Source organism: Desulfolithobacter sp. (assembly GCF_054025815.1).
This window is the reverse complement of sequence record NZ_JBPMMS010000034.1, coordinates 107,777-122,299: the sequence shown is the minus strand read 5'-3', so window position 1 is coordinate 122,299 and position 14,523 is coordinate 107,777. Positions and strand designations below refer to the sequence as shown.

The window sequence follows — 14,523 nt, the reverse complement described above, 5'->3', positions numbered from 1 at the left end:
GCGGCGTATCAGGAAATACGCTTAGTTCTTGGTGGTGTGGCACTCAAAACATCCGCCCGTGTTGCCGCTGCCGGCATCGACGAGGCTGTAGTCCCAGCGGAGCAGATCTGCATTGGGAGTGCCATGGGCCCGATGACAGGATATACAGGTGACAATGGTGTCATCGGCAAAAGTAACCGACGATTTAACCGCACTGTAATCGGCACTGGCCACAGGGGCAGAGACCACGTAGGCGTTAACCCCGGCGCCACCGTAATTACGGTACTCGGAGCCGACAGCCGTATTCCCCATGTCGAAATCGGTGGGATGGCGGACCCACGGGCTCCCCCATGCAGAGCCAGCCACATTGCCGGTCCCGTTATGAAAATCATTGTGACACTGGGCGCAGAGGCTGCTGATGGTCCCGGCCGCATTTGCTTCCGTGGTCCGATCAACGCCATAATACTGGTTATGGGCCGTTGCGGTGGGCTGATATTCCCAATCGCTGTCTTCCAGCCCTACAACTCCATTAAGAAAGCGGAAACTGGTTGCAACCGTAGTGCCATCGATGGTGCCATCGTTACCGTGATGGGCCCCGGAGATAGCGGCAAAATCGCTGGTCGCGCTCCGATCACCATGACAACCGGTGACACCGGCACAGGTCAGCTGGCTGGACAGCGCACTACCGCCGGGAGGGGTGTTCCCCAGCGCCGTGTCCGCTCCCGCCAGACCGTCGGTGGCCACGTTATGGCCAGCGGCGTCAGTGGCGCCACCGCTTGCCGAAACCCAGTAGAAGTTACCGCCAGCCAGTGTGTTGGTGGTTGCACCGGTACCATCCGTACCATAGGTCGGAGCGGTGGTGGAGTTGACAAAAGGGATGTTGTTGGTTCCGTCGTTGGTGCCGGTGTGACAGGCCACACAACCTTTTGCCAGCAACACACTGTTTGGTGTCGCCTGAGATGTACCCGCCGCATCTACGGCCATGGGGCTGCCCCCCTGACTGTTGTGCATGGTGTGACATTGGGCACACTGCCCTGTCACCTTGGCCAGGGAAAGCGCCGGCAGACACAGTAACCCTGCTCCTGCCAGCACCAAAAGTTTGATCCTGCCGTCGTGTGCGATACCTTTCATGATGTTCCTCCTTGTTTAAGCGAAAAGCTCAGCGTCTTATCCTCCCTCCAACTGCGACCAATGGTTTTGTTGCCTGAAAACCCTGGCGCTGCGCTTGCACAGAGTTAAAAGAAGGATCTCTTTAACTGTCAGACTGAATCGTCTCACTCCTCTTCCTTACTTACATATTAAAAGTCATCCGGCTTTTTGACAAGAGAAAATCAACACTTTTATTGACACAGTGTGGTTTTTCCGGAAATCATGGGAGAAAGGCAAAAAAGCGATTATCCTTTCCCTAATTTTACGACTCCAACTCCCTCGTCCCGGCCCGGGAAAACCAGGCCTGACATCTGGTTATCCATGGGTGACCCTGCCTCGCCTTCACCTTTTCCTGCCCTTTGCCGGAGAAACAATGGACGCCCGCGACCGGCCCTTGCCCTGACAGAAAAAAAATCTCTTTAATTACCCCATGTTAACCGGATGGTACTGGTCGTGACAGACGACTGACCAAAAGGTGCCGCTGTTTTATCGGCCTGGCCTTCGTGCTCCCGGAACAGGCCACTCCTGCCCGGCAAGCTCCCGAAGCCGAGTATCGTCCGTTGTTTTTTCCTCTGAATCTGATATAATCATCAGTATAACAGGAGGAGGAAAACAGCGGTGCCTGAACACTGGCACCACCAGTGTGCAAGGAGGAAAGCCATGATGGATGGAGGACAAGGCCGGTTGTCCATGACTGTGGTCATGGCCTCGGTGATGCTCGGTGTATTTTTGATATCAACTCCGGTGTCAGCAAAAATTCAGGGTAACTGCGGCGACTGTCATACCATGCACAACAGTCAGGGGGGCAGTCCCATGACGTTTGACGCAAACACTTCGCCCAACAACAATCTTCTTCGCGGGACCTGTCTGGGATGTCATGCCCAGGGCGGCTCAACCGCGGTCGTCAACCTCGGTACGGATCGCATGCCGCAGGTCATGCATACCGGCGGGATTGATCTGGCTGGAGGAAATTTCGCCTATATATCCGGCCTCAAGGGCAGTGGCGCCTCGGATCGAAAGGGCCACAACATCGGCCCACTGACCGGTACCGATGCTGTCCTCTACGCCCCTCCGGGCGGCATCGTGCTCTATGGACACGACGATGGCATCAATGTCAATACCAGCAACCTGACCTGCGCCGGTGTCAATGGCTGCCACGGGTACCGGTATGCCAGTAAGGGCAATGGCATAGGCGGCTCCCACCACAACAACGTGGATGGACAGCTGGCAAACCCGACCGAGCCTGCTGACAGTTACCGTTTTCTCATGGGGGTCAAAGGCTTTGAAAGCGGGGACTGGGAAGAGACAGTTTCGGCGGCCAGTCATAACGAGTACTTCGGCCTCACCGCACCAGTGGCTCTGGGATGCAGCAATGCTTCGTCCTGTCATACCAGTGATGGTGCCGGGGTGGCGCCTCCGGATGGGACCATGAGCCAGTTCTGCGCCACCTGTCACGGTAATTTTCACACCGTAGCCAACAACGCCTCCGATGGTATCGGCACGGACACCATGTCTCCATTTATCAGGCATCCCACCGATCTCTCACTGCCTGCGACCGGCGAGTATGCCCAGTATACTGTGTATGACCCAGGCTCTCCTGTGGCCAGAACCGGGGCAGTGCCCGCATCCTCCAGCGGAACCGTTACACCGGGCAGTGACGCGGTCATGTGTCTTTCCTGTCATGTGGCCCATGCCAGCAATTACAGCTCAATGCTGCGCTGGGATTACTCCCAGATGGTGGCCGGTGGCGGACAGGCTGCCACCACGGCGGGATGTTTCGCCTGCCATACCACCAAAGACTGACAAGAGCCTCGGGCCGGGATCCCGGTTTTCCCGGCCCGCCTGCTCATCTACCCCTGGAGCCGATCGGAACGCTTACTGTTTCGGGTGGTCGTCCACCAGCATCAAGGCGTCAACGTTTTTTGCCGGTCAAGGTCAGGGGCTCCCACCCTTTTCATCTCTCGGAAGAACACAGATACCGCTGGTCAAGGAGATACTGTTCATGATACACTCATAAGACCGGGTTCCGGAACACTTTCCGCACCTCAATCCCCCCGTATACCCTGATTCAGCGCCGGTGATGCTTTCGCTTGAAAAAAAACAGGCAGCTCCAAATCAACACCGCAACCAGTCCTCCTTTGCCTTTGTCCATCGCAAGATCAATGAACAGATCCGTAAACTGCGTATCCAGTTCATCGTCGGCCTTCTTATTCTGGTAACCGGTTTCTCGCTGGCCAATCTCTTTATTGTCCGGAACGTGGTAGTCCCTGCCAACGAGCGGCTGGAGCGGGAAATTGCCAGAAAAGACATGGAAAGGGTGGTCGTCACGCTGCAAAAAGAGATAGAGGTCCTTGATTCTCAGGCATTGGACCTGGCCTCGTGGGACAAGACCGCCCGGTTTATCATGGATCCCTACCAGGAATACATCGATGCGAACCTTGGCGACTTCACCTTTCAGGACAGCCGACTTAATTTGATCATATTTTATGACAGGTCCGGCAATGTGGTCTGGTCACGGATTGTTGACCTGAAGACCATGGATAAGCTTCAGATACCTGAATTTTCGACAAAAGGGCTCCCGGCAAACCATCCCCTGCTGACCCACACCAAGGCTTCCGGTTCTATTGCCGGTATTATTGTGGCTTCAGGAAGGCCGATGATCGTTGCTTCACGGCCGGTATTTTTCGGCCATCAGCAGGAAACCAGGGTCGGGACCCTGGTGATTGGCCGGTTTATTGACCGCAAGATCGAGGAGCGGTTCAGGGATCAGACAAGGGTGAACCTGCGTATCCTCCTGCTTTCAGATCTTCAGAGTCGACCCGATAGGAGCGAGGTCGTGGTTGCTCTTCTGCGTGATGCTCTCTATGCTTTCAGGGAGTGCGATGATCACCTGGAGGTTTATACCCTGTTTCCCGACTACCTGGGCCGACCGACTATCGTTTTGCAGGCCGTTGTGGATCGCTTTATCTCGCCCCGGACCAGAATGATCTTCAACTATGTTCTTTTTTCAAATATCGCCACCGGCATCCTGGCCCTGTTTCTGATTCTTTTGTTCCAAAAGCGGGTGGTCCACTCCATCTCCAGGGTTTTCCACCTGGCCACCTTGATGGCCAAGTCGGATGGACGTAACCCTGGTAATGGAGCCGAGCTGCGCAGTGTGGTTGAACTCCCTCCGGACCAGAATCTTTTGGCCGACATGAAGAAGAACAGAGGAAAAGGCTTGATCCAGGGCGCGGCCAGGGACAAGGACAACAAATTGGACCTGTGGGAGGTCAGCGTCTGGCTGGCCGAAGAAGTCAAGCAGCGGGGCAAAGCCGAGGCCTCCCTGCGCAAGATCACCACCCGGCTTGAGAAACTGGTCCATAACCGGACCATGGAGCTGCTGGAAATCAATGCCCTGCTCCAGGAGGAAATCAGCGAGCGGTGTCAGTACGAACAAGAGCTTAAAAACTATCAGCAACGACTCCGTTCGCTTTCTTCAGAGCTGCTGGCCGTGGAAGAGCGACAGCGGCGGCAGATAGCTGTTGATTTACATGACAGGATCGGTCAGTCCCTGTCAGTCTCGCGAATGTTCCTTGATTCGGTCATGGAGGCGGAAAATATCGATGAAATCAAGGAGCAGCTGCTTCAGGTTTCCGAGATTCTTCGTCAGACTCTGGAAGATACCCGTACCCTGACTTTCGAGCTTTGTCCGCCCGTGCTGCATGAGCTGGGCATGGGTGCAGCCATGGAATGGCTGGTGGAAATCATGGATGAACGGTATGGGCTCAAGGTCGAGACCGAGTGTGATCCCTTGACTGAATATACTGATTCTCCTGTCCTGACCCTTACTTTCCGCGCCATTCGTGAATTACTGATGAACGTGGTAAAGCACGCCCGAACCGACCGGGCCTGGGTGCAGGTACACCAGCGGGATTTTTGCCTGCAGGTGGAAGTGCGGGACCAGGGAGCGGGGTTTGATCCTGCTGCCAAAGAGGTAAAGGCGGATGAAGGGCCGGAGGGTTTTGGCCTGTTTTCGATCCAGGAGCGAATCATGAACATAGGTGGGAGTATGCGTATCGAGTCGGCTGAAGGCAGCGGCACGGTTATCAGGTTGATTGTTCCGCTGACAGGTATGGATCAACACGACAAAAAGGAGGAGTAATGCCGATCAGAATAGTGATTGCCGATGATCACAAGATCGTTCGTGACGGATTGTCGCTGCTCATCGAGAGGCAGCATGGCCTGGAGCTGGTCGGCCAGGCGGAGAACGGCCGCAGGGCCGTGGAACTGGTACGGGAAAAGCAGCCGGACGTGGTGATCATGGACCTGTCCATGCCGGAAATGAACGGCATAGACGCGGCCAGCGAGATTGTGGACGAGAATCCGCGCTGCAAAGTGATTATTCTCTCCATGCATGCCGACAAGCGGTTTGTCAACGGTGCCCTGCAGGCCGGAGTTTCCGGTTTTCTGCTCAAGGAATGTGCCTTCAAGGAGCTCAGCAATGCCGTGCAGGCTGTATGTAACAACCAAACCTATTTGAGTCCCCAGGTTGCCCATACGGTGATCAATGATTACCGCCAGCATCTGCTCAGTGCCAACAAAAAAGAAAACCTGACCACCCGTGAACGGGCGGTTCTCCAGCTCCTGGCCGAGGGGTATTCCACCAGAGAGATTGCCTCCAAGCTCAATGTCAGTGTCAAAACCATTGAGGCCCGGCGCCGTAATATCATGGACAAACTGGGCATCTCGTCGGTGGCCGGACTGGTGAAGTACGCCATCCGCGAGGGACTGACCGAGCTGTAAATACTTCGAATGTGGCACTGTCTACGTTTGAATATCGAACCACCGCAGGGTTCTGATGTAAATAAAGCAAGCAACTTGCCCCATAAACCGGTATTCTGTTAGATTTTGAAGCCAGAAATCATCACAGGGCAGTCACGGACATCACTGCCCTTGACTCCCTTCCCCAGACACTCCACCACTTTTATCTTTTTTTGATTACAAGCCAAACTGACCACCGGAGCAACAAACAGAGAACATCGCTGAGCAATGGAAAGACTCCTCATCAGGGAATACCAGTGAGAGGCTGTTTTTTTCACAGTCTCATAGAGGATTGCGATGTTCTCTTCAGGTGCAGCCATTTTCTGAATTTTGCCGGTAATCACATTCTCTTTTCCAGGAACCATACATGACCGTCGAAACCGTAAGCGCATTTCATCAGCTGGCGCTGAATACATCCCTGCTGAAAACCCTGAAAGATGTGGGCTACGAAACCCCCACCCCCATCCAGATCCAGACCATCCCTCTGCTCCTTGAAGGCCGGGACGTGCTTGGCCAGGCCCAGACCGGCACCGGCAAGACCGCTGCTTTTGCCCTGCCTGTCCTTTCCAGGTTGAACCTCGGCCAGAAAGACCCCCAGGTGCTGGTCCTGACCCCCACCCGGGAACTGGCCATCCAGGTGGCGGAAACCTTTCAGAAATACGGCAGAAACCTGAAAAACTTGAGCGTGCTGCCGATTTACGGTGGCCAGGACTACCGGGGCCAGCTCCATGCCCTGCAGCGCGGCGTCCATGTGGCGGTGGGTACCCCCGGACGAGTGATGGATCATATGCGTCGTGGCACGTTAAAGCTGGGTAACCTTAGGACCCTTGTACTGGATGAAGCCGACGAAATGCTGCGCATGGGTTTTATCGATGACGTGGAGTGGATCCTTCACCAGACCCCGGCAGACAGGCAGATTGCCCTGTTTTCAGCCACCATGCCCCAGCAAGTACGCCGGATTGCCAAGAAACACCTGACCGACCACGCCGAGGTCACCATTAAGGTGAAAACCTCGACCGCAGATACCATCCGCCAGCGATATTGGCCGGTGAGGGGAATGGGCAAGCTCGACGCCCTGACCAGGATCCTGGAAGCCGAACCATTTGACGGGATGCTCATCTTTGTCCGTACCAGAACAGCCACCGTGGAACTGGCGGAAAAACTCGAAGCGCTCGGCTACGCCACTGCCCCGTTGAACGGTGATATCCCCCAGAACCAGCGCGAACGCACCGTGGACATGCTGAAAAAAGGCTCCCTGGACATTCTCGTGGCCACCGATGTGGCTGCCCGGGGTCTGGACGTGGAACGAATCAGCCACGTGATCAACTATGATATTCCAAGTGACAGCGAATCCTACGTCCACCGCATCGGCAGAACCGGAAGGGCCGGACGCCATGGTGACGCCATTGTCTTTGTCACTTCGAGGGAGCGGAGGATGCTGTCCGCCATCGAAAAGGCCACCCGGAAAAAAATCCAGGCCATGGAGCTGCCGACAATCAGAATGGTCAACGACCAGCGAATTCTGCGCTTCAAACAGCGGATCACAAAAACCCTGGCCAGCGAGGACCTGGGTTTCTTCTCTCAACTGGTGGAAGAGTATCAAGAGCAACATAATGTCCCGGCCCGGGAAATCGCCGCTGCCCTGGCGCGCCTGGTGCATGGCGATACGCCCTTTCTCCTGCAGAGCAAACAGCGGCGCAAGGCAAAAACCCGTCGGACCAGAGTGGAAAGCAGGGCTTCCGGGAACTGCAAGCCGATGATCAAGGAAGAGACCCCGCCCAAAAAGGGCATGGAACGGTACCGCATCGAAGTAGGCCATGCCCATCAGGTGCAGCCGGGCAACATCGTCGGCGCCATTGCCAACGAGGCCGGACTCGACAGTCAGCACATCGGCCGAATCAATATCCAGGAAACCTTTACCCTGGTCGACCTGCCCGAAGGCATGCCCAGGGATATTTTCAAGCTTCTGAAAAAGGTCTGGGTCTCGGGCCAGAGGTTACGGATTTCCAGACTGGAACAGAAAAATCCCGGACACGGTTCCGACCGGACACGGCAGCGGCGTCAAGCGGCAGGAAAAGAGCGTACAGGAACCAATGAAACGCGGACGACAACCAGAAGCCGGATACCTTCCGGTCACGGCGGCAAACACCATCATGGCAGGCTCAAAACTCAGCAGAAAAAGGAGGGTCATAGCCTGGTCCTTGATACCTGATGCCCGGCCGGATCTCAGGGTTATTCAGACGACAACCGATTCAGCTTCTGATCACGACGGGACGGTCGCCTGTCAACTGATCGAAACGCTGCCAGAAATCCGGAAATGATTTTTTCACGCAATCCTCGCCGGTTACCCGCACGCCTTCCACCCGCAGGCCAGCCACCGCAAAGCACATGGCGATCCGGTGATCGTGATAGGTCTCGATTTCGGCCCCATGCAGGTCGCTGCCGCCATGGCCGTGGATGATCATCCGGTCCGGCTCTTCCTCCACCTCGGCCCCCAGCTTGCGCAGTTCAGTGACCATGGCGCTGAGCCGGTCGCATTCCTTGATCCGCAGATGAGCAACATTGTTAATCACCGTCGTGCCTTCGGCAAAGGCGGCGACCACAGCCAGAGTCGGGGCCACGTCCGGCATGTTGCCCATATCCACCTCAATTCCTGACAGTTTCCGCTGTTCCGGTCCTTCCACGGTTATGCCATTGCCGGACTTCGTCACCTCGCATCCCATGCGGGCCAGGAGCGGGACCAGGTTGGCATCGCCCTGAAGTGAAGGAACCGGCACATTGGCCACAGTGACCCGCCCCCCGGTCACGGCCGCTGCGGCCCAAAAATAGGAGGCACCGGAAGCGTCCCCTTCAATCCGGTATTCCCGGCCCTGATAGCAGCCCTGCGGAACACGGAAAAAGGTCAGTGAAGGCGCGGCCTCTACCCGGATACCGAAATCAGCCATCACGGCCAGGGTCATTTCCACATAGGGCCGGGACAGAACTTCTCCCTGCACCTCCAGCTCGGCCTGCTGCCGGGCATAAGGGGCAACGAGCAGCAGGGAGGAGAGGTACTGGCTCGACCTTCCCTCGGGTAACACGGTCCGGCCTCCGGCCAGTCCGGAACCATTGATCGTCAGTGGCGGACAGCCGTTGTCCGCATCGCTTGTGATGTCCACATCCCAGCCCCGCAAGGCCTCCATGAGAGGCGCAATGGGTCGCTCGGCCATCCGTTTATCCCCGGTAATCCGGAAACGCCCCTGACCTAGCGCGGCAACCGAGGTGAGAAAACGGGTGGCTGTGCCGTTGTTGCCAAGAAAAATGTCCTGTCCCGGCGGTTTGATGACGCCGCCACTCCCCTGTACAATCCATGCCCTGGGATCAGAATCATCACAGTCTATACCCATGGCCCTGAGTGCGGCCATGGTATAGGCAGTGTCCTCGCTGGCCAGCGGCCCGACCAGCCTGGAGGTTCCCCTGGACAGGGCAGCGGCAATCAGGGCCCTCTGGGTCAAGCTCTTGGAGCCCGGAACTTCAACAGTAGCATCAATGGCATCAAGGGGGCGTATTTCAATCATATTTTTTTCCTTAAGCGTAACTCTTCTTCCAGGGCCCGGCGCATGATATCAAGGGGTGGCTGGATTCCGGTCCAGATACGAAACTGGGCCGCGCCCTGGTACAGCAGCATGGCCAGACCATCGATGCTCCGGCACCCGACTGCTGCCGCTTCCCGCAACAACCGGGTCTGCAATGGCGCATAGACAATATCCATCACCACCTGAAAGTGACAAAGCAGTCCCGGATCAAGGGGAATGGCCTCAACATCCGGCTCCATCCCGACAGAGGTGGTATTGACCAGGGCATCGGCCCGGACTGCATCAACTTCGGCAAAAGGCACAAAAGAAGCATCAAGCCAGCTGGCCAGCTCCTGGCCGCGCTGCTCGGTTCTATTGGTAATGATGACCTCAGCCCCGGCCTCCCGCAACCCAAACCCCACAGCCTTGGCTGCTCCCCCGGCTCCGATGACGAGGACTTTTGAGCCAGCCAGGCGCATCTTTTCGGCAAGTGCCATGTTGGACCCGACCCAGTCCGTATTGAATCCCCGGACAATAATATCTCCCGTATCTTCTCTCTTCCTCAGCAGCAGGGTATTAACAGCGCCGATCCGGCTGGCCACGGGATCGATCTCATCAAGGGCCGCAAGGATAGTCTCCTTGTAGGGCACAGTAACCGAGACCCCGACAAAACCAAGCGTCCGCAGGGCTGCCACGGCCTCCCGGGGATCGGCAACCTCCATGGGAACATAGACCCGGTTCATCTCCATCGCTGAAAACGCCGCATTATGCATGGCCGGGCTGAGGGAATGGCGAACCGGGTTGCCGATAATCCCGTGCAGAAGTGTCTTGCCGTCAATCCGCATTGATATCCTCGAAAACCTGTGTCAGGGTCTGGAGCTGCCTCACTGTGAGCTGTCCCGGCGCTGTGGCCAGGGAGCCATCGAGCGCCCCATAGGTCATGTAGCCACCCAGGTACAGGGTGGCGAACCGGCTTATGCGGCCGGCCGCGCCCATACAGAAACAGGAAAGCGGAAAGCCATCGACCAGGGCCTGTTCCTGAAGCGCCAGGACCCGCAGCACATCCGCTTCGTTTTGCGCAGTAGTCACGATTTTGCCCACATGGCAGCCACTCTCCATCATCTGCGCCAGCAGCGCATTCAACCTCTCGCGGGATGGGGTTCCGGAAAAATCATGCCAGGAAGAAATAACCTCTGTCCCGGACTCCGCGGCCGCCGACAGCAGTGACCGGCGCAGCGCACCGTCGGCCCGCAGTTCCAGATCCACCCAGGCGGCCCGGGCCCGGATCGCCGTCAGCAGGGGCGCGACGCGTTCCTCCTCCGTACCGCCAAACTGCCCGCCTTCCCAGGTGGGTCTGTTGGTAAAAAGCAGTGGCTTTGGGATCAGGGCGCAGCATTTTTTCACTTCAGGATTGGTCATGGAGTCCAAGCGGATCTCGACAACGTCCACCAGGTCCAGCACGGGCCGCACAGCGCTGGCAACCGCCGCCGCATCTGCCCCGGCCAGGGAAACACAGATCTTACCCCGCTTTTCCATCACTCCTTCCCGGTCTGCAAACCGCCGATGATTTCCCGTACCGAGAGGTGACCGTGCCTTGCGAGATACTCTGTGATCCCGTCAATAATCTCTTCGGCGGCAGAGGGCTGATAAAAATTGGCTGTACCCACCTGCACAGCAGTGGCCCCGGCGAGCAGAAACTCGATGGCGTCGTCCGCAGTGGTGATACCGCCGATGCCGATGACAGGTATCCGTACGCTGGAAGCAACCTGGTAGACCATGCGCAGAGCCACCGGCTTGATCGCCGGTCCGGAGAGACCACCGATCACATTGGCCAGCGCCGGCCGGCGGGACTCGATATCAATGGCCATGCCGATCAGGGTGTTTATGAGCGACACCGCGTCCGCCCCGGCCTCTTCCACGGCCCGTGCCATCTGCACGATGTCGGTCACGTTGGGCGACAGTTTGACGATCACCATCACGTCCGACTCCGCCTTGACCGCCTCGGTCACCGACGCTGCCATTTCCGGGACCGTGCCAAAAGCTACCCCACCCCTTTTCACATTTGGGCAGGATATGTTGACCTCCAGTGCGCTGATGCCTTCGACACCGGCCAACCGCCCGGCCAACCGGGCATATTCATCCACACTGTCCCCCAGGATATTGACAATGATCCTGGCCCCGGTCCCGCGCAGCCAGGGCATCTTTTCGTCAAGAAAGCGTTCAACCCCGACATTTTCCAGACCTATGGCATTGAGCATGCCGCAAGCTGTCTCGACAATCCGGGGGGGCGGATTGCCAGGGCGTGGTTCAAGGGAAATGCCCTTGACCACAATGCCGCCCAGCCGGTGCAAATGTACCAGGTGAGCGAATTCACGGCCATAGCCAAAGGTACCGGAAGCCGTGAGTACCGGATTTGGCAACTGCAAATCGCCAATCCGAACTCCCAGCTCCATATTGTTTTTCACAATTACAGGGTCCATGACACCTTTTTTGCCGGAAACACCGGCCCATCCTTACACACATGCGTATACGAGCCATCACTGCCCTTCATCGTGCATCCCAGACAGGCCCCGAGGCCACAGGCCATATGGGTCTCCAGCGACACCTCACAGGCCACGCCCCTCGCCAGACATTTCATAGCCGCAATCCGCATCATGGGAAACGGACCACAGACATACACCCTTTCGACCCCGGGCAAAAGCTCATCGAGCAGTTCGGTGACAAAACCGTGATGGCCGTAACTGCCATCATCTGTGGCACAGTACACCTGACACCCAAGGCGGAGAAACTCCTTTTCAAGAACATACAGTTCCGAACCGGTCCGGCCACCAAGCAACACGGTCGAACCCGTATGGGAATTGACCCGCTGCAGTCTCCTGGCGAGAAAATAGAGCGGAGCAATGCCCATACCACCACCGACAAGACAGAACGGCTCATTCCGCTCAAGGGTAAAACCTCGGCCCAGTGGACCGACCATATCCAGGTAATCACCGGGCCGCATCCCGGCCAGCAGCCGGGTGCCCTGGCCCACCACCTTGAAAAGAAGCCGCACTGTCCCGTCCGCAGCCACATCATGGATCGAAAGCGGCCGCCGGAGCAGGGGGTCATAGGTCGGGCTGATACGGACCATGACAAACTGACCGGGAAAGGCCCGGTCGGCAATCAAAGGAGCCTGAAGGGTCAGCCGGTGAATAGCCGGTGTCAGCGATTCAATGCGGACAATACGGGATTTTTCCTGGAACTCAGTCATAAAGCGGGCTACAAAGTAGAGAGTATCACCTGAATTCAGCTACAGGTGCGACAGAGCTGAGCTTTTCACCCATCTCAATGTCCGGATTGAAGCATGCTCGTGTGCAGGCCCGGGAAGGACAGGGCTCAGCATTCCAGACATAAATACATTTCAAGGACATGCTCCCATGACAGACACCCTGTTGCTCATTTTCACCTTCCTCTTCGGCAGCGTGGTGGGGTCATTTTTAAACGTCGTCATCCTGAGGCTTCCGCAGGACGACGCCTCCATCATCTTCCCTTCCTCCCACTGCCCGCGGTGCAGGACCCCTATCCGCTGGTACGATAATATACCAGTTGTCAGCTATCTTGTCCTGCGGGGAAAATGCAGGATCTGCGGTCAGCGGATCTCCCTGCAGTATCCCCTGGTGGAACTGTGCATGGGGCTGCTCTCAGTGGCGCTTTTCCACAGGTTCGGGCCAGGGTTTGATTTCGCCTATTATTTCCTGTTTCTTGCCGCCCTGCTGGTGATCATCTTCATCGACATCCATCACCAGATCATCCCGGACATCATCAGCCTGCCCGGTATCGTCCTTGGTTTCTGCGGCTCTTTTTTCGCCGACAGTGTGAACTGGATCCAGTCCGGGCTTGGCATTCTCACTGGCGGCGGCATACTGTACAGTGTGGCGCTTGGCTACTACCTGCTGACCCGGAGAGAGGGCATGGGCGGTGGCGACATCAAACTCCTGGCCATGATCGGTGCCTTTCTGGGCTGGCAGAGCCTGTTGAGTGTGGTCTTTATCAGCTCGTTCACCGGATCCATCATCGGCATCGCAGCCATGGCAAAACAGGGCAAGGGAGGACAAACCAGGATTCCTTTCGGGCCATTTCTGGCCCTGGCCGCCATGACCTACCTCTTTTTCAACCAGGAAATTCTCCAGCTCTGGCAACGCTACCTGGGAATGGCATCCGGCGGATGACTATGACTGTCAGTAAACCTCAAAATGCAGGGCCGAAAGATCTTCATTGTTCTCAAGAGCAGCGCCAAGCCGGTCACCACATGAGCGGGCCTTGGCCAGTTGCTCCCTGGTATGACCGTATTTTCGATAATGTCTCGCTATCCAGGAATTGCATTCCGGGGTCCGGCCGGCGAGCTTGAGAAACACGCCCAGCGTCCGCCAGGGTTCTGGATTGGGATGGGTAAAAATGATTCGGTTGACCACGTCAGCGTGGCATTTCTTCAGGAGCGCCTTCAACCCCAGCCAGTGCGTGCGCCAGTATCCGCGGCAGGAAATCAACGGCAGCACCTTTTGCCGGGCAAACAGCTTTTTTCCATCCCGGTCAAGCAGAGACAGCACAGGCCCTGAAGGATTATAGGACCAGGTTGGCCCGGCAAGGATGATCAGATCGTAATCGGCAAAGGCCTCGTCACTTAAGGGGTGAATAGGAACCCTCATGCGGAAAAAAGTTTGCAGCATGAGCCAGATGGTTCTTGGAATCGTGCCGATGGGAAATCGCAGCCTGGTAACCGGACGAAGACGTTCCCTGGTAATCAAAACATTATGGTCTTCCAATCCCTCGCTCAGCGCCTGAAGAAGATTCTTGGTCTGACTGGAAAAGGAAAAGTAGATCAGCAGGACTTTTTTGGCCTGTCCCTGCGAAGTATCCATATGCTCGAACGCCTGTATCTTGAAAATTGAGTACCTGGTCCGAAACAGGGCAACTCACCCTGCACGACAACAGTCCCTTGCTCACAGCGGTTTATAGCATAACCTGCAGACAAAAAAAAGCCCCTGATCCAGCAAGAGGA

At 56.7% G+C, this 14,523-nt stretch carries 13 protein-coding genes; 5 read left to right on the top strand and 8 right to left on the bottom strand.

Annotated elements, in window-relative coordinates; all coding sequences use genetic code 11:
- Positions 1-21: 21 nt before the first annotated feature.
- Positions 22-1,110: a cytochrome c3 family protein gene (locus ACXJJY_RS08735; RefSeq protein WP_456387049.1), complete on the bottom strand. Its 1,089-nt coding sequence runs from the start codon at positions 1,108-1,110 to the stop codon at positions 22-24.
- A gap of 678 nt (positions 1,111-1,788) precedes the next feature.
- Here ACXJJY_RS08735 and ACXJJY_RS08730 point away from each other — a divergent pair.
- From ACXJJY_RS08730 to ACXJJY_RS08720, 3 genes are all read left to right on the top strand, one after another.
- Positions 1,789-2,931, top strand: coding sequence for a cytochrome c3 family protein (locus ACXJJY_RS08730; protein ID WP_456387047.1), 1,143 nt, complete (start codon positions 1,789-1,791; stop codon positions 2,929-2,931).
- Positions 2,932-3,208: 277 nt separating this feature from the next.
- Positions 3,209-5,272 (top strand): sensor histidine kinase, encoded by a 2,064-nt coding sequence (locus ACXJJY_RS08725; RefSeq protein ID WP_456387045.1) that lies wholly within the window; start codon positions 3,209-3,211, stop codon positions 5,270-5,272.
- A complete protein-coding gene (locus tag ACXJJY_RS08720; RefSeq protein ID WP_456387043.1) occupies positions 5,272-5,913 on the top strand; it encodes a response regulator transcription factor in 642 nt (213 codons plus the stop codon). Before ACXJJY_RS08725 ends, ACXJJY_RS08720 begins: the two co-directional genes overlap by 1 nt.
- A gap of 98 nt (positions 5,914-6,011) precedes the next feature.
- On the opposite strand, the gene ACXJJY_RS08715 is transcribed toward ACXJJY_RS08720, so the two are convergent.
- Positions 6,012-6,275 (bottom strand): hypothetical protein, encoded by a 264-nt coding sequence (locus ACXJJY_RS08715; protein ID WP_456387041.1) that lies wholly within the window; start codon positions 6,273-6,275, stop codon positions 6,012-6,014.
- A 23-nt stretch (positions 6,276-6,298) separates the two neighbouring features.
- On the opposite strand from ACXJJY_RS08715, the gene ACXJJY_RS08710 reads away from it, so the two are divergent.
- The gene (locus ACXJJY_RS08710; RefSeq protein WP_456387039.1) at positions 6,299-8,143 is read left to right on the top strand and encodes a DEAD/DEAH box helicase; all 1,845 of its coding nucleotides are present in this window, start codon (positions 6,299-6,301) and stop codon (positions 8,141-8,143) included.
- Between the two features lie 40 nt (positions 8,144-8,183).
- Here ACXJJY_RS08710 and aroA read toward each other — a convergent pair whose 3' ends face one another.
- Genes aroA through ACXJJY_RS08685 form a run of 5 tightly spaced genes read right to left on the bottom strand, consistent with a single transcriptional unit; the run spans position 8,184 to position 12,735 of the window.
- Positions 8,184-9,488 (bottom strand): 3-phosphoshikimate 1-carboxyvinyltransferase, encoded by a 1,305-nt coding sequence (aroA, locus tag ACXJJY_RS08705; RefSeq protein WP_456387037.1) that lies wholly within the window; start codon positions 9,486-9,488, stop codon positions 8,184-8,186.
- Positions 9,485-10,330 (bottom strand): shikimate dehydrogenase, encoded by an 846-nt coding sequence (locus tag ACXJJY_RS08700; RefSeq protein ID WP_456387035.1) that lies wholly within the window; start codon positions 10,328-10,330, stop codon positions 9,485-9,487. Before ACXJJY_RS08700 ends, aroA begins: the two co-directional genes overlap by 4 nt.
- On the bottom strand, positions 10,320-11,021 hold the full coding sequence (gene aroD / locus ACXJJY_RS08695) for a type I 3-dehydroquinate dehydratase (RefSeq protein WP_456387033.1): 702 nt from the start codon (positions 11,019-11,021) through the stop codon (positions 10,320-10,322). Before aroD ends, ACXJJY_RS08700 begins: the two co-directional genes overlap by 11 nt.
- Positions 11,021-11,965: a dihydroorotate dehydrogenase gene (locus tag ACXJJY_RS08690; protein WP_456387031.1), complete on the bottom strand. Its 945-nt coding sequence runs from the start codon at positions 11,963-11,965 to the stop codon at positions 11,021-11,023. The genes aroD and ACXJJY_RS08690 overlap by 1 nt, the downstream gene beginning before the upstream one ends.
- Positions 11,953-12,735 (bottom strand): dihydroorotate dehydrogenase electron transfer subunit, encoded by a 783-nt coding sequence (locus ACXJJY_RS08685; protein WP_456387029.1) that lies wholly within the window; start codon positions 12,733-12,735, stop codon positions 11,953-11,955. The genes ACXJJY_RS08690 and ACXJJY_RS08685 overlap by 13 nt, the downstream gene beginning before the upstream one ends.
- A 166-nt stretch (positions 12,736-12,901) precedes the next feature.
- On the opposite strand from ACXJJY_RS08685, the gene ACXJJY_RS08680 reads away from it, so the two are divergent.
- Complete coding sequence (locus tag ACXJJY_RS08680) at positions 12,902-13,693, top strand: prepilin peptidase (protein WP_456387027.1); 792 nt, start codon at positions 12,902-12,904, stop codon at positions 13,691-13,693.
- Between the two features lie 9 nt (positions 13,694-13,702).
- Here ACXJJY_RS08680 and ACXJJY_RS08675 read toward each other — a convergent pair whose 3' ends face one another.
- The gene (locus ACXJJY_RS08675) at positions 13,703-14,383 is read right to left on the bottom strand and encodes a flavodoxin family protein (protein WP_456387025.1); all 681 of its coding nucleotides are present in this window, start codon (positions 14,381-14,383) and stop codon (positions 13,703-13,705) included.
- Between the last annotated feature and the right edge of the window lie 140 nt (positions 14,384-14,523).